We start from the raw sequence: 14,366 nt of genomic DNA, 5'->3' as shown, positions 1-14,366 counted from the left end.
GCGTCGGATTTACGGCTCGTGATCTTCCATTCCTGGCTCGGCTGGGCTTGTACGGCTGTGCCGAGTACCAACCCCGCAGAGATTGCTAATATGGCGGGCCTCGTCAGTGCGGTCATAGCGAATATCCCTCCATGCTGCCTCTTACATTCTTCCTGCCGGGCGATACCCCGTCCAGTCCGGCATGAGGTCGACCTCGCGCTCCCCGCACCCGGAGCAGACCATCCGGCGCTTGATCGCGACGAAGGGCACCGTCTCCGCGAACCGATCGAGCGGAAGGCCCCGCGCCTCTGGCAGCGAGGGCACCATGCGTTCGCCTGGACGACGCCGAGACGGGTCAGGTCGCGGATGAGGGCAGGGGGTCCGTAGTGCCTCATGGGTCGGAGCGGTCGAAGATCAGGACGCCCGCCTGACGGGCGGCGTAGCGAGGCGATCCGGCGTCGGTCAGATCCTCCACCTCAAGCCGGAGACCCGGCGCGGCGTGGAGCCGCCACCGGGCTTCCAGGAACTCCGTGAAGGCGTCCTCCGGGTCGTCCGTCGGGATCTCGATCGCGAGGTCGATGTCGAGATCCGAGGGCGGGTCCTTCTCCCTCCGGATGCCCGTCTGCCGCGACCCATAGACCTTCGCGCGGACGATCGCCGGTTCGCGGGCGAGGGCATCGCGGAGCACCCGAAGTTCGTCATCCGTCATGAAGAGACCGGAGGCGTTCGGGTTCGGTTGCTTCGGCAGTTCGTCGAGGGGCGCGGGCGCGTCGGGCATGTGCGAGAGTACCGCGAGAGACCGAGGTCGCGGATCCGGATCCGGGTCTATCCACAGCCCAGTGCGGCCGCGAGCGTCGATCAGACTGGAACCCATATGGAACCAACTTCGGAACCGTGGGTTCCAAAGGGCCTCGAAAATAGGGCTTAAGTCGTTGATTTTGTTGGTGAGCCGGGCGGGGATCGAACCCGCGACCACATGATTAAAAGTCACGTGCTCTACCACTGAGCTACCGGCCCGGCTTTCGTTGGCGGGCGGGCCCGGCGCAGGGGACGGGGATGGGGCCGTCGGGTCCTGGCGTGGTTTCGGGCCCGTGTCCGGGCCGGAGGACCGGCCGGCGAAAGGCGGGCGGACCTTAGAGTCAGGGACATCCAGGGTCAAGCGGCTGTCCGACCCTCGCCGACGCGGCGTGGCGGCAGGGGGCCGACCCCGGAGGCGACCGTTGCCCTCGGCGCCCTCCGGATCCGATGGTGGATGCAGCCAGACCGACGCTCTTCCGGGAGGCGGGGCCCCCGGGGCTGCGGTCGCGGCAATCACCGGCGCCGGCCGCCCCCCCCCCCCCACGGTCAAGCCTTGCAACGGGACGCAGGCGACCGGTCGTCGTCGAACCCTGGCGAGCGAACAGGGCGCGGGTGGCGGGGGGCGTCGGGAATACGGCCGAACTGGCGACATAGAGGTCGGCAAGGCCGAACACCCGGCCGTCCCCTACGACCACGCCCCGCTCCCACGTGTCCACCATGTGGGCGGTGCCGCACGTCCGCCTGGCGCCGGTCGAGCCCTAGCGGGCGAGCAGGGTGCGGGTGGCGGCGGCCACGTCCGCCTGGCGCATCAGGCTCTCCCCGACCAGGAAGGTGCCGATGCCGACGGCCTCCAGGCGTGCGATGTCGGCCGGCGTGAAGATGCCGCTCTCGCCGACGATCAGGCGGTCGGACGGGATCATCGGGGCGAGGCGCTCGGAGGTGGCGAGCGTCGTCTCGAAGGTCTTCAGGTCGCGGTTGTTGATGCCGATCATCCGGCTTCGCAGGCGCAGCGCCCTTGCGAGTTCCGCTTCGTCGTGGACCTCGACCAGCACGTCCATGTCGAGGGCCTCCGCCGCGTCCTCGAGCGCCTGCGCCGTGGCGTCGTCGACGCCGGCCATGATGATCAGGATGCAGTCGGCGCCCCAGGCGCGAGCCTCGGCGACCTGATAGGGATCGTAGAGGAAATCCTTGCGCAGCGCGGGAAGCCCGGATGCCTCCCGGGCCGCGGCGAGATACTCCGGCCGGCCCTGGAAGGACGGCCCGTCGGTCAGCACCGAGAGACACGCGGCGCCGCCGTCCCGGTAGGCGGCGGCGAGGCTCGGCGGGTCGAAGTCCGGCCGGATCAGCCCCTTGGACGGGCTCGCCTTCTTGATCTCGGCGATCAGCGCCGGCCGGCCCGCGGCCCGCTCCGCCTCGAGGGCGGCGAGGAAGCCGCGCGGGGGCGGCATGTCGGCGGCGCGGCGGCGCAACTCCGCCTCGGAGATCCGTGCCTTGGCGGCCTCGATCTCCTGGCGCTTGTAGGCCTCGATGCGCTTCAGGATGTCGGTCATCGGGTCCGCTCAGGCGTTGGAGACGCGCACGAGCGCCTCGAGCCGCTCGCGCGCCCGCCCGCTGTCGATCGCCTCCGCGGCGAGGCGCACGCCCTCGGCGAGGTCGGCCGCCCGGTCGGCGACGACCAGCGCGGCGCCGGCGTTCATCAGGACGATGTCCCGGTAGGCCATCCGCTCGCCGCCGAGGACCGCCTTGAGGGCGGCCGCGTTCACGCTGCCGTCGCCGCCCTTCAGGTCCTCCGGCCGGGCCCGCTCCAGCCCCACGGCCTCGGGCGTCACCTCGAAGACGCGCATCTCGCCGGCCCGCCACTCGGCCACCGCGGTCGGCCCCGTGGTGGTGATCTCGTCGAGCCCGTCCGAACCGTTGACCACCCAGGCCCGCCGCGCCCCCAGATTGCCGAGCACGCGGGCGATCGGCTCCACCCAGCTCCGCGCGAAGACGCCGGTCATCTGCCGCGTCACGCCGGCCGGATTGGAGAGCGGACCCAGCAGGTTGAACACGGTCCGCGTGCCGAGCTCGACCCGCGCCGGCCCGACATGCTTCATGGCGCTGTGGTGCGAGGGCGCGAACATGAAGCCGACGCCGGCCGTCTTGACGCACTCGCCGATCTTCTCCGGGCCGATGTCGATCTTCACGCCGAGTGCCTGCAGGACGTCCGCGGCGCCGGACTTGGAGGAGAGCGCCCGGTTGCCGTGCTTGGCGACCGGCACCCCGCAGGCCGCCACCACGAAGGCCGAGGCCGTCGACACGTTGTAGCTGCCCGAGCCGTCGCCGCCGGTGCCGACGATGTCGATCGCGTCCGCCGGGGCCGACACCCGCAGCATCTTCTCGCGCATGGTCTCGACCGCGCCGGTGATCTCGTCGACCGTCTCGCCGCGCACCCTGAGCGCCATCAGGAAGCCGCCGATCTGCGCCGGCGTCGCCTCGCCCGACATCATGACGTCGAAGGCCGTGCGGGCCTCCTCGCGGCTCAGCGTGGCGCCCGTGGCGGCCTTGCCGATCAGGGCTTTGAGGTCGGTCATCGTCGGTCTCTCGGAGCTCAGGCGGCGGCCGGACGGCGCGGGCGGGTGCGGTTGAAGTCGCGGGCGATGTCGAGGAAGTTCTGCAGGATGCGGTGACCGTTCTCCGAGGCGATCGACTCCGGGTGGAACTGCACGCCGTGCACCGGATGCTCCCGGTGCATCAGGCCCATGATCAGCCCGTCCGCCTCCGCCACCGCCTCCAGTCCGTCCGGCAGCGTATCGCGCTCGACCACCAGCGAGTGGTAGCGGGTCGCGGTGAAATCGTTGTTGAGGCCGCGGAAGACACCCCGGCCGGTGTGGCGGATCACCGAGGTCTTGCCGTGCATCAGCTGCGGCGCGCGGATCACCCGGCCCCCGTAGGCCTGGCCGATCGCCTGGTGGCCGAGGCAGACGCCCAGGATCGGGGTCGTGGCGCCGAGGCGGCCGATCAGGTCGAGGCAGATGCCGGCCTCGTTGGGGGTGCAGGGCCCGGGCGAGAGGATCACGCCCTCCGGATCGAGCGCCTGGACCTCGTCCACCGAGATCTTGTCGTTGCGCACGACCTTCAGGGCCGCGCCGAGCTCGCCGACATAGTGGACGAGGTTGTAGGTGAAGCTGTCGTAGTTGTCGATCACGAGGAACATGTTGCCCGTCCCGGCTCCTGGCCGAGGCGATTGATAGAGCCATCGGCCGCGTTTGTCACCGGAAATGGCCGGCGCCGCTCAGCCCTTGCCGCCGAGCGGCTTGCCGTTGACGAGCGGCCGGCCCTTCGCGTCGAAGGTGAACACCCAGACGTCGGTGCCGTCCGGCTCCCGCCTGGCGAGCGCCTTGGCGGCGTAGAGGCCGACCGTGGCCTGCGCGGCCGTGCCCGGTCCGCCGGCCTTCAGGGCCGCGATGGCGCGGTCGAGACCCTTGGCGGTGACGGTCGCCCGGCCCGAGATGGCGTCCTTGCCGACCGTGAGATCGGCCTGCCAGCCGACCTCGTAGACGGCCGCCTTCAGCCGCCCGGGCTGCACCTTGAGGCCGAAGCCGTTCGCCGGCAGTGCCGCGCCGGCGGCGCGGTCGGCGACCTCGGCCGGGAAGGGGCGCTCGCTTTCCGGTTCCAGGCCGTCGATCAGGATGCGCGCACCGGCCTCCAGGTCGAAGCCGGTGAGATCGGCGTCGAGCGCCAGGTCGGTCGGCAGGAGCGGCTTCGTCCAGTCCGGCAGGTTCGGCCCCGCGACCGCGAGGCCACTGGCGTCGAGCTGAAGGCCCAGCCCCGACGAGCGGGTCAGGCCGCCGAGGCGCAGGCCGCCGCCGATGTGCTTCGCGGAGATCTCGCCGAACCCGCTGCGGACCGAGAACCCGTCGGCCCCGCCGACCACCGCGAGCCGGCGCCAGAGGGGGAGGGCGGCCGACAGGGCCGACTGCAGCTCGGCCTTGGCGGGCACCAGCCGGGGGCCCGCATGGGCGACCAGAAAGGCCCAAAGATCGAGGATCCGGCGCGGCTTCCATTCGTCGAGCACGACGTCCAGCGACTGCGTGGCCGACGCGGTGGTGATCACCAGGCGGCCGTCCGGCAGCGCCGGCAGGGGCAGCTCCAGCGACATCGTTTGCGTCACGTCGCGAACGGTCGTCGTCGCGCGCGTGTTGGCCGTTTCGGGACCGGAGGCGACCGTCCCGGACTCCACCCGGTAGTCCCGGGCCTCGGATCGGCTGCTCGCGCCCGCGCCGCTGCTCTCGCTCGCCAGCCGCGCGGCCGTGAAGGTCACGCTGCGCGAAAAGGCCACGACGGGATCGAAGACCCCCTCGTAGACGGTGCCGTCCAGCGAGATAAGGGTGGTTCGTTCGCCCGCCCGGATCGTGAGCGGCGGATAGGCGATGTCGAAGAGCCGCCAGGTTCCGTCGGGCCGCGGCGCGATCGAGATCTCCAGCGCCGCCGGGTCCACGGCGACGCCGTGGGCGGCCAGCGGCCGGGCCAGGCGGTCGAGGGAGAGGCTCACGCGGTAGAAGCCGGGCTGCGCCGCGACCGTCACGGTCGCGGCGTCGCCGGGCGCGGGCGTTCCGACATAGGATTCCAGGAGCCCCTGGAGACGCTGGGCCTCCCGCTCGGCCGCCGATTGCGCCGAGGCGGGCCCGGCAACGGCGACGACGGCTGCGAGAAGCGCCAGGGCGGCGCGAGAATGGGCGAGGGGGGACATCTGAACTCCGGGCGGGGACGAGGGACCTGCGACCGAGGGCGCCCTCGGGACAGTACCGTGCCGGCTCCCCTGCGTCACCCCGGGGGGTGCCGCTAGTCCGCCTTGCCGGCCTCGCGCACGATGGCCTCGACGAGATCGCGCCCGATCCTGGGAGCCATCTCGTCGTAGACCGGCTTCAGGGCCCGGATCCAGGCGGCGCGCTCCTCCGGCGTGAGACTGTGGAGGTCCGTCGTGCCGGCGGCCCGGATGGCGTCGAGCGCGGCGTCGTTCTCCTCTTGCGCGATGGCGTTGGCGTAGGCGGTCGCCTCCGCCATGGCACGCTCCAGGGCCTTGCGGACGTCGGACGGGAGGCCGTCCCAGAACTTCTTGTTCACGATGACCGCGTAGCCGAGATAGCCGTGGTCCGACAGGGTGGCGTGCTTCTGCACCTCGTGCATGCCCTGCGTGTACATGTTCGAGGGCGGGTTCTCGGTGCCGTCGACCACCCCGGCCCTGAGCGCCTGGGTCGCCTCCGAGAAGGCGGTCGCCTGCGGCACGGCGCCGAGCGCGCGCATCTGCGCCTCGATCACCCGCGACGACTGGATCCGCATCCTGAGCCCCCGGAAATCCTCCGGCAGGCGCAAGGGCACGTTGGCGCTCATGATCTTGAAGCCGTTGTCCCAGTAGGCGAGCCCGACGATGCCCTTCTCCTTGAGCTTCTCGAGAAGGCCACGCCCGACCGGCCCCTCCGTCACGCGCCGCAGCGCCGCCCGCGAGGGGAAGATGAAGGGCAGGTCGAAGGCCTCGAACTCCTTGATCCCGAGCGGGCCGAACTTGGCGAGCGAGGGGGCGAGCATCTGCGCCGCGCCGAGCTGCAGCGCCTCGAGCTCCTCCCGGTCCTTGTAGAGGGTGCTGTTCGGATAGACCTCGACCTGCACGCGCCCGTTCGTGTAGCGCTCCGCGAGCTCCCGGAACCGCTCCGCCGCCTTGCCCTTGGGGGTGTTCGGCGCGACCACGTGGCTGAAGCGGATGACATAGTCCGCCGCGCCGGCGGGACCCGCCAGGCCGGCCAGCGCGATCAGGGCGCCCGCGAGCCAACGGAGACGACCAAGCACCATGTCTGCCTCCCCATCTCTCCCGGGTCTCTTGCGGACCCTGCCGGCCGGCGAGCTTAGGGCCGGGCGCCCCGGCCACGCCATTGTGGATTTCCGAAGCGAGCGGTGCCACCATTCCGGCAGGGAGGACGCCGCGAAGGAAGGCGCCGCGACAGTGTGACCGAGACGTCTCCACATCGGGACCGGGCGCTCGCGCCGTCGTGGGAGCCGCGCCGGCGCGGCCGGACGGCACTCGACCGCGGCGTCGAGCTCGCTCCGCTCGTCGCCATCGTGCTGATCGCCGCGCTCGTCGGCTCGCTCGTCTGGTTCGCCGACCGCGGCGAGAGGGAGGAGACGCGCCAGACCCTGATCCGCGACGCCCTCTGGGTCGAGCAGGCCCTGCGCTTCCAGATCTCCGGCAGCCGCGAGAGCGTCGAGCAGATCGCCTTCGACCTCGCCCAGGCGCCGCCCCGTCCCGACGCGGTCGCCGCCCGCCTGCGCGGCCTGGTCGGGGCCCGCCCGGAGATCGTCTCCGCCGTCTGGCGGGACCGCGACGGCCAGGTGCGCGCCGCCTACCCGGAGGAGACCGCCGCGGCCGAGCCGGCCGAAGAGCCGCCGCTCATCCCGGGCCTGTCCGGCGCGATCGTCGGTCCCGCGGTCCGCACCGCCCAGCACGGCTACGTCGCCGACCTGCGCGTCCCCGTCCTGCGCCAAGGCGCCATCGTGGGCTCCGTCCTGGCCCGCATCTCGCTCGACCGGCTGCTCGCCCAGCACGTTCCCTGGTGGATCACGCAGAACAACCTCGTCGCCCTGGTCGATCGCGACGGCTCGGAACTGGCGCGGAAGTCGTCGCTGGTGCCCGCCCCCGGCGCGGAGCGCTACACGCTGTCCTTCGATCCGCCGCTCCCCGACGTCGTCCTGTCGATCACCACGACGGGTGCCCGCGCGAGCCGCACCCAGGACGCGATGGTGGCGGCGATCTTCGGCCTCGCCGCGCTCGCGGCGCTCTCGATCTTCGCGCTCAACCGACACTACCGGCGCCGGCTGGAGGCGGAATCGAGCCTCGCCGAGGCCCACGCCCTGCGCAAGGCGATGGAGGACAGCCTCACGGTCGGCATGCGCGCCCGCGACCTGGACGGCCGGATCCTCTACGTCAATCCCGCCTTCTGCCGTATGGTCGGCTACCGGGCCGAAGACCTCGTGGGCCGGAGCCCGCCGATGCCCTACTGGGTGCCCGACCTGGTCGAGGAGACGCTCGCGCGGCACGACGCGCTCTCCGGCGGCGCGCCCCAGCCGACCAGCTTCGAGACCTGCTTCCGCCGGCCGGACGGCACCGTGTTCGACGTCCTCGTCTACGAGGCGCCGCTGATCGACGAGGCGGGCCGCCACCGCGGCTGGATGGGCTCGATCATCGACGTGACCGACCGCAAGCGCGCCGAGGCGATGGAACGGCTGCAGGCCGAGACGTTGCAGCGGACGGGGCGCCTCATCACCATGGGCGAGATGGCCTCCACCATCGCCCACGAGCTGAACCAGCCGCTCGCCGCCATCGCGAGCTACGGGGCCGGCTGCCTGAGCCTCGTGCGCTCCGGCGCCTTCGACCCCGGGGAGGTGACGGCGGCGCTCGAGAAGCTCGACCTGCAGGCCAAACGCGCCGGGCAGATCATTCGCCGCGTCCACGACTTCGTGCGCAAGCGCCAGCCCAATTTCGCCCCCGTCCAGGTCGGCCCGCTGGTCGAGGAGCTGGCGGCCTTCGCGGTCATGGACGCGCGCAAGAACCAGGTCGAGATCGACCTCTCGATCGAGGACGGCTTGCCCGAGATCAGCGCCGACCGCATCCTGATCGAGCAGGTGGTGCTCAACCTCGTCCGCAACGGCATCGAGGCCATGGCCGCCACGCCGCCCGGCCGGCGGCGGATCCTCGAGGTCGGCGTGTCCCTCGTCCGCGGGGAGGGCGGCCCGGAGGTCGAGATCCGCGTCGCCGACCGGGGACCGGGGATCGAGCCCGCCGTCGCCGGCCGGCTCTTCTCGCCCTTCGTGACGACCAAGCCCGAGGGGATGGGGATGGGCCTCAACATCTGCCGGTCCATCGCCGAGCTCCACCGGGGCCGCCTCGACCATGGCGAGCGGGACGGCGGCGGGGCGGTCTTCACCGTCAGGCTGCCGGCCGCATGGGCCGACGCGGAGGCGGCCGAATGAGCGCGCCCGAACCCGCTGCCCCGGGGGTGCATGTGGTCGACGACGACCCGGCCGTCCGCGACAGCCTCGGCTGGCTATTCCGGACCCGCGGTCTTCCGGTGACGGTCTGGGACTCCGGCGAGGCCTTCCTCGCGGCCTGGCGTCCGGGCTGGCGCGGCTGCGTGGTGCTCGACGTGCGCATGACCGGCCTCTCCGGCCTCGACGTGCTGGACCGCCTCAAGGCCCAGAACGCGGCCCAGCCGGTGATCGTGCTCACCGGCCACGGCGACGTCCCGATCGCGGTCCAGGCCCTGAAGAACGGAGCGCACGACTTCCTGGAGAAGCCCTTCGACGCGGACGACCTCGTCGGCCGTGTCGTCGCCGCCCTGGAGCTGGAATCCCGGCGCCACGACGAGACCCGCGCCGCGCAAGGCGTCGCCGACCGGCTGGCCAGTCTCTCGGCCCGTGAGCAGGAGGTGCTCGACCTCCTCCTCGCCGGCCTGATGAACAAGCAGATCGCCGACCGCCTCGGCATCACAATGCGCACCGTCGAGGTCCACCGCGCCCGTATCCTGGAGAAGTTCGGCGTCCGCTCCGCCGTGGAACTGGCGCACCGGATCGCCAAGGTGCGATAAGGTCCAACATAGAACCTTCCATGAACGGATTTGTCTGCTGGGGGTCCCACGCGGATGCAGCCGCCGCGGCATTTTGGGCACAGCTGGTTTGGATCCCCGTACAGAGGTTTGCGCCCCCCTTTTCGACTCGGCGCGACGGGCCCATATTCGATCCCGTCGTCAACGTTCGAAAGGAGGTGATCCAGTGTCTACTCGTGATTATCCGCGGTCGTCGGATTGCGTGGCCTGGATTCTCGCCTCGGTCGAGAGTCGCGCCGCCTGACCGGCTGCGAAGCGTCCGCAATGCGGACCGCGGCGGAATTGTAATCGGGAAGGGCTCTCCTCCGGGGGAGCCCTTCTTGCATTTCAGGGGAGGGGCCATGGACGGCGCGACGTCGGACCCGCAGCGCATCGAGATCCTGGTCGACGCCGATGCCTGCCCGGTGAAGGATGAGATCTACAAGGTTGCCGGCCGCTACGGCCTGAAGGTCTTCCTCGTCGCCAACAGCTGGATGCAGGTGCCGGCCGACCCTCTGGTCGAGCGGGTGGTCGTCCCGGCGGGCCCGGACGTCGCCGACGACTGGATCGCCGGGCGCGCCGGCCCGGGCCGGGTTGTGGTCACGGCCGACATCCCCCTGGCCGATCGTTGCGTCAAGGCCGGCGCCGCCGTGATCGGTCCCACCGGCAAGCCCTTCACGCCCGACTCGATCGGCATGGCCCTGGCCACCCGCAATCTCATGGACGACCTGCGCAGCGCCGGAGCCGTGACCGGAGGCCCGAGGCCCTTCGACCGCCGCCAGCGCTCGACCTTCCTGTCGGCGCTCGACGTGGCGGTGCAGCGGCTGAAGCGGGCCGGTTGGGGCGCCGGTTAGGCGCCACCGCGCCGGATCGCGTCAGCCGGACGCCAACGGCATGCCGGCAAAGGCGGTGTCACGGGGCACTGGCTCAGCCGGCCGGCACCAGCGTGGGGCGCTGGTCGACGGGCACGAGGAGGCGGTCCAACTGGGCCAGCAGCTGGGGCTGGGACAGGACGGCCATGCGCTCCTTCGGCGTCAGCCAGCGCAGGGCCTCCTCGACCGAAACGGCCTCCCGGATCTTGGCCTCCGCCATGACGGGCTCGAGGTCCGGCTTGCCGCGCTCGCGCAGCGGCACGGGCAGGAGAAGCCGCTCGTGGAGATCCCGCACGCGCCGGTCGTTGACGACCAGCGTCAGCCCGTCCTCCACCTCCGGCAGGTCCTCCTCGGCGTCGGCCTGGAAGCGGGCGGCGCTTTCGATGACCCCTGGCGGGGACGTCTCCTCGGGAATGGTCAGCAGCCCGGCCCGGCGCAGCGCGAGCCCGAGGGCCATCGATCCGCTCGCCCAGGAGATGCCGACCGCGCCGACGAGGCCGACCAGGGTCGGCGCCATCCAGGCGAGGATCGCCGGCGAGATGGCATAGGCCGCCAGCCCCATGACCACGCCGATCGCCACATGCTGCCAGTGGTGGCGGAACACCTCGGAGACCGGGATGCCGCCGTCGTCCCGCCGCTGGGTCTTCCAGCCCGAGTCCCGGCCGGAGAGGATCTCGATCACGTGCCGGCTCTGGATCAGCATCATGACGGGGGCCACGAGGGCCGAGAGCAGGGTCTCCAGCAGCATGCTGGCGAGGATACGGAAGCCGCCGCCGGCGGGCTTGCGGATCTCGGGCCGCAGAATGCTCTCGATCGTCCCAAGCACCTTCGGCAGCATCAGGACCGCCATGGTGATCAGGAAGAGCTGAAGGGCGCGCTCGGAATCGAAGCGCGGCCAGGCCGGAAAGAGCGAGAAGTCCTTGGAGAAATATTCCGGCCGGATGAACCGCGCCTGCAGGGCGAGCGCGAGGCCGGTCAGGAGCAGCATCAGCCAGATCGGCGAGGCGAGGTAGCTCATGATGCCGGTGGCGAAGTGGATCCGCGACGGCCAGGCGAGCCCGCTGGCGAAGACGAGCGGCGTGTGCTGCAGGTTGCCCTGCGCCCAGCGCCGGTCGCGCGAGGCGACGTCCAGGATCGACGGCGGGCTCTCCTCGTAGGAGCCCCCGAGCCAGGGCAGCATCGTCACCGACCAGCCCGCGCGGCGGATCAGGGCGGCCTCGACGAAGTCGTGGCTCATCACGTGCCCGCCGAAGGGCTTGCGGCCCTTGAGGTCGGGCAGGCCGCAGGCCTCCGCGAAGGCGCGCGTGCGGATGATGGCGTTGTGGCCCCAGTAGTTGCCGTCCCGCCCCGTCCAGATGCTGAGGCCGCGGGCGATCAGCGGTCCGTAGATGCGGCCGGCGAACTGCTGCTGGCGGGCGAAGAGCGTGTTCCGGTTGACGATCAGCGGCAGCGACTGGACGATGCCGGCGCGCGGATCGTCCTCCATGGCGCGCACGAGCGTGACGATCGTCCGGCCTTCCATCAGGCTGTCGGCGTCGAGCACCAGCATGTGGTCGTAGCGCCCGCCCCAACGGGTGACGAAGTCGCCGACGTTGCCGGCCTTGCGGGCGACGTTCTTGTGCCGCCGCCGGTACCAGACCTGCATGGTCCCGGCGAGCCGGTGGCGCAGGCGCATGAAGGCGATCTCCTCCTCTACCCAGGCCGTCGGATCGGTGGTGTCGGAGAGGATGAAGATCTCGAAATGGCTCGCCGCGCCCTCGGCGGCGATCGATTGCGCCATCGCCTCAAGCGCCGCCATGGTCCGGGCCGGGCTCTCGTTATAGACGGGCATGACGAGCGCCGTGCGCGAGGCGAGGGGCCGCTCGGCCGGCCGCGGCATGCGCCGCTCCAAGAGACCGGCGACGAAGCCGACCACGCCGCTCGACGCCGATAGTGCGATCCACGAGAAGGTGGTCCCGAAGAGCACGATCAGCGGCCATTCGAGGCCGACGATGCCGCCGGCGCGCACGACGCCGACCATCTCGGAGATGCCGAAGATCGAGAGCAGGATGGCGCCGCCGAAAACGGCGATCCGGGCGAGCAGCGTGGCCCCGTCGGTCGGCCGGTCGGTCACGGACGGCTTCGCGCCGTCCCAGCGCCAGAAGTTCTGCACCGGCATCGCCAGCGCGCTCTCCGGCGGCACGGAGGGGATGAAGGCGCCGAGCGTCCCGACCTCGCTGCGTGCGGGCGTCTCCGGCTTCGCCTCGCCGTGTCGGTCCTCGACGGGCGGGTGCTCCAGCGTACCGGTCTCGTCGGGCGTGTCGGCGGCCATCTCGTGATCCGTTCGGGACGTCATGCGGTCCAGCGATAGAGCCAGGTTTCGCTGACCGGTTTGCTGCCGTCCGTCAAGAGGACGCGCAATTCGGCGAGCTGGGTGTTGCGCGTGTCGAGCTCGAAGACCACCCGATAGCCGCCGCGCACCGGGTTCGGCTTCAGGATCAGGTTCAAGATCCGCCCCGAGGACGAGGAGGCCTCGGCGCGCACGGCGCCGGCCGGCGGCATCCTGCCCTCGAAGTCGATCAAGAAACGGCGGAAGGCGGGATTTGATCCCTGGCCGGAACGGGTGTCGGCGACGACGCCCAGATCGCCGGTCGGCGGCCAGGTCCGGCCCCAGTGGAGCCGGTAGGCGGCGGCGAACTCCTGCTTGGGCGGCAGCTTCCCCTTCGGTCGCCAGTAGCCGATGATGTTCTCGTGGATTTCGCTCTCCGACGGGATCTCCAGGAGCTGCACCGCGCCCGCACCCCAATCTCCGACCGTCTCCACCCAGCAGCTCGGCTTCAGGTCGTAGCGGTTCTCCAGGTCCTCGAACTCGTCGAAGCCGGACTTCCGCTGCACGAGGCCGAAGGCGCGCGGTGACTGGTCCACGAAGGCGGAGATCTGAAGGTTGCGGGGGTTGTTGAGGGGCCGGAACAGGTGCTCCCCGAGCCCCGTGATGATCGCGAGGCCGTCGGAGCCGTGGACCGCGGGGCGCAGGTCGTCGAAGCGCGTGCGGCTGGTGCCGTCGTAGAGGAACATCGAGGTCAGTGTGCCGAGCCCGACATGGTCCATCTCGACGCGCGGGAAGAGCGTGAGTTCGACGTCCACGACCGTCTCGTCGCCCGGCCGGAGCGTGAAGCGGTAGACGCCGGTGCAGGACTTCGAATCCAGGAAGGCATGGATGACGACCGAGTTGGCGTTCTGCTCCGGCCGCTCCAGCCAGAAGCGCTCGAAGAAGGGGAACTCCTCGCCCCGCTCGTCGCCCGTGTTGATGGCGAGGCCGCGCGCGGAGAGACCATAGAGCTGGCCGCGCCCGAGGGCCCGGAAGTAGGTCGCGCCCTGGAAGAGGGCGAACTCCTCCAGCCGGTCTCCGTTGCCGACCGGCCGGCGCAGCTTCACGCCCGAGAAGGACAGGTCGACGTTCGGGTCCGGCGGGCGGACGCTCTGGCCGTAGTCGAAGAGGTCGCGGTCGAACTTGATCTCCCGCGCCATCCCGTCCTCGACGATGAAGATGTCGACCGGCTGGCGATAGATGAAGCCCGTGTGGGTCAGGCTCGCCTGGAAGCCGCGGTTCTCGCCACGCCAGATGAAGCGGTCCGGCTTGAAGCGGACGTCGCGGTACTGCTCGAAGGTGAGGTTCGCGAATCGCTCCGGCAGGTCGAAGCGCGGCTCCTGGTAGGGTTCGGCCGCCCTCTTGCGCGCCTCGTCGAGGAGAGCAGGCCGCGAGAAGGGCGTGCGTTCGCCGTTGGCGGTTTGAGCTTCGGCCACCCGGCTCGCCAGGGTCGCCGACAGGGCGACGGCGGCGCCGACCGACAGCGACGAGGCGAGAAAGCGCCGGCGGTCGGGACTTGCAGGGTCAACGGATACGTCGGTGCGCGTCATCGGCCGGGATGCAGGGGGTGGCTCGCGGTTTTCCCTGGCGCGGGCCGCCCGGGCAGGAAACCCGCCGGCGTCGCCCGATGCCAGGAAACCCGGAGGGTTGGAGCTGATCGACCATAGCCGATAAGCTTTGCCTTTTCAAAAGCATCCGTATCGGGCCGATTCATGGCGCCAACGGGCCCGCGCGGCGGCGCGATCGGCCGGCCGC

Annotated in this window: 11 protein-coding genes, 1 tRNA gene and 1 pseudogene; 3 read left to right on the top strand and 10 right to left on the bottom strand. The window is 71.1% G+C overall.

The genetic code is table 11. The features are described from left to right. Nucleotides 1-370: 370 nt before the first annotated feature. The 8 genes and pseudogenes from WBG79_RS13320 to WBG79_RS13290 all read right to left on the bottom strand — a co-directional run bounded on the left by WBG79_RS13320 (nucleotide 371) and on the right by WBG79_RS13290 (nucleotide 6,606). The gene (locus WBG79_RS13320) at nucleotides 371-757 is read right to left on the bottom strand and encodes a hypothetical protein (protein WP_337357587.1); all 387 of its coding nucleotides are present in this window, start codon (nucleotides 755-757) and stop codon (nucleotides 371-373) included. A gap of 164 nt (nucleotides 758-921) precedes the next feature. Beyond that, nucleotides 922-996: transfer RNA gene (locus tag WBG79_RS13315), tRNA-Lys, on the bottom strand. Between the two features lie 122 nt (nucleotides 997-1,118). Then, nucleotides 1,119-1,502 (bottom strand): annotated as a pseudogene (locus WBG79_RS27615) (hypothetical protein); the annotation flags it as partial. A 33-nt stretch (nucleotides 1,503-1,535) separates the two neighbouring features. Next, nucleotides 1,536-2,327: an indole-3-glycerol phosphate synthase TrpC gene (trpC, locus tag WBG79_RS13310; RefSeq protein WP_337357586.1), complete on the bottom strand. Its 792-nt coding sequence runs from the start codon at nucleotides 2,325-2,327 to the stop codon at nucleotides 1,536-1,538. 9 nt (nucleotides 2,328-2,336) lie between these two features. Then, the gene (gene trpD / locus WBG79_RS13305; RefSeq protein WP_337357585.1) at nucleotides 2,337-3,350 is read right to left on the bottom strand and encodes an anthranilate phosphoribosyltransferase; all 1,014 of its coding nucleotides are present in this window, start codon (nucleotides 3,348-3,350) and stop codon (nucleotides 2,337-2,339) included. A gap of 17 nt (nucleotides 3,351-3,367) precedes the next feature. After that, nucleotides 3,368-3,973 (bottom strand): anthranilate synthase component II, encoded by a 606-nt coding sequence (locus WBG79_RS13300; RefSeq protein WP_337357584.1) that lies wholly within the window; start codon nucleotides 3,971-3,973, stop codon nucleotides 3,368-3,370. Between the two features lie 78 nt (nucleotides 3,974-4,051). Next, nucleotides 4,052-5,509, bottom strand: a complete 1,458-nt coding sequence (locus tag WBG79_RS13295; RefSeq protein WP_337357583.1) for a hypothetical protein — start codon at nucleotides 5,507-5,509, stop codon at nucleotides 4,052-4,054. A gap of 92 nt (nucleotides 5,510-5,601) precedes the next feature. Further along, on the bottom strand, nucleotides 5,602-6,606 hold the full coding sequence (locus WBG79_RS13290; RefSeq protein WP_337357582.1) for a TRAP transporter substrate-binding protein: 1,005 nt from the start codon (nucleotides 6,604-6,606) through the stop codon (nucleotides 5,602-5,604). Nucleotides 6,607-6,759: 153 nt separating this feature from the next. Between WBG79_RS13290 and WBG79_RS13285 the strand changes: the two genes are divergently transcribed. The 3 genes from WBG79_RS13285 (at nucleotide 6,760) to WBG79_RS13275 (ending at nucleotide 10,246) form a co-directional block, all read left to right on the top strand. Continuing rightward, the gene (locus tag WBG79_RS13285; RefSeq protein WP_337357581.1) at nucleotides 6,760-8,781 is read left to right on the top strand and encodes a two-component system sensor histidine kinase NtrB; all 2,022 of its coding nucleotides are present in this window, start codon (nucleotides 6,760-6,762) and stop codon (nucleotides 8,779-8,781) included. Continuing rightward, complete coding sequence (locus tag WBG79_RS13280) at nucleotides 8,778-9,395, top strand: response regulator transcription factor (RefSeq protein ID WP_337357580.1); 618 nt, start codon at nucleotides 8,778-8,780, stop codon at nucleotides 9,393-9,395. Before WBG79_RS13285 ends, WBG79_RS13280 begins: the two co-directional genes overlap by 4 nt. 359 nt (nucleotides 9,396-9,754) lie before the next feature. After that, a complete protein-coding gene (locus WBG79_RS13275; protein ID WP_337357579.1) occupies nucleotides 9,755-10,246 on the top strand; it encodes a YaiI/YqxD family protein in 492 nt (163 codons plus the stop codon). A 73-nt stretch (nucleotides 10,247-10,319) separates the two neighbouring features. Here the strand turns inward: WBG79_RS13275 and mdoH are convergent, their stop codons facing one another. Both mdoH and WBG79_RS13265 read right to left on the bottom strand, forming a co-directional pair. Continuing rightward, nucleotides 10,320-12,575 (bottom strand): glucans biosynthesis glucosyltransferase MdoH, encoded by a 2,256-nt coding sequence (gene mdoH / locus WBG79_RS13270; protein ID WP_337357578.1) that lies wholly within the window; start codon nucleotides 12,573-12,575, stop codon nucleotides 10,320-10,322. 20 nt (nucleotides 12,576-12,595) lie between these two features. Further along, entirely contained in the window at nucleotides 12,596-14,161 is a 1,566-nt protein-coding gene (locus WBG79_RS13265) for a glucan biosynthesis protein (RefSeq protein ID WP_337357577.1), read from the bottom strand. Nucleotides 14,162-14,366: the final 205 nt, after the last annotated feature.

It is taken from the genome of Prosthecomicrobium sp. N25 (assembly GCF_037203705.1).
GTDB lineage: Bacteria > Pseudomonadota > Alphaproteobacteria > Rhizobiales > Ancalomicrobiaceae > Prosthecodimorpha.
This window is presented reverse-complemented; position numbering and strand designations above follow the sequence as displayed.

Excerpts from the sequence above, each read along its gene's own strand:
- WBG79_RS13320 (WP_337357587.1), bottom strand. The coding sequence starts at position 757 with ATGCCCGACGCGCCCGCGCCCCTCGACGAACTGCCGAAGCAACCGAAC.
- trpC (WP_337357586.1), bottom strand. The coding sequence starts at position 2,327 with ATGACCGACATCCTGAAGCGCATCGAGGCCTACAAGCGCCAGGAGATC.
- trpD (WP_337357585.1), bottom strand. The coding sequence starts at position 3,350 with ATGACCGACCTCAAAGCCCTGATCGGCAAGGCCGCCACGGGCGCCACG.
- WBG79_RS13300 (WP_337357584.1), bottom strand. The coding sequence starts at position 3,973 with ATGTTCCTCGTGATCGACAACTACGACAGCTTCACCTACAACCTCGTC.
- WBG79_RS13295 (WP_337357583.1), bottom strand. The coding sequence starts at position 5,509 with ATGTCCCCCCTCGCCCATTCTCGCGCCGCCCTGGCGCTTCTCGCAGCC.
- WBG79_RS13290 (WP_337357582.1), bottom strand. The coding sequence starts at position 6,606 with ATGGTGCTTGGTCGTCTCCGTTGGCTCGCGGGCGCCCTGATCGCGCTG.
- WBG79_RS13280 (WP_337357580.1), top strand. The coding sequence starts at position 8,778 with ATGAGCGCGCCCGAACCCGCTGCCCCGGGGGTGCATGTGGTCGACGAC.
- WBG79_RS13275 (WP_337357579.1), top strand. The coding sequence starts at position 9,755 with ATGGACGGCGCGACGTCGGACCCGCAGCGCATCGAGATCCTGGTCGAC.
- mdoH (WP_337357578.1), bottom strand. The coding sequence starts at position 12,575 with ATGGCCGCCGACACGCCCGACGAGACCGGTACGCTGGAGCACCCGCCC.
- WBG79_RS13265 (WP_337357577.1), bottom strand. The coding sequence starts at position 14,161 with ATGACGCGCACCGACGTATCCGTTGACCCTGCAAGTCCCGACCGCCGG.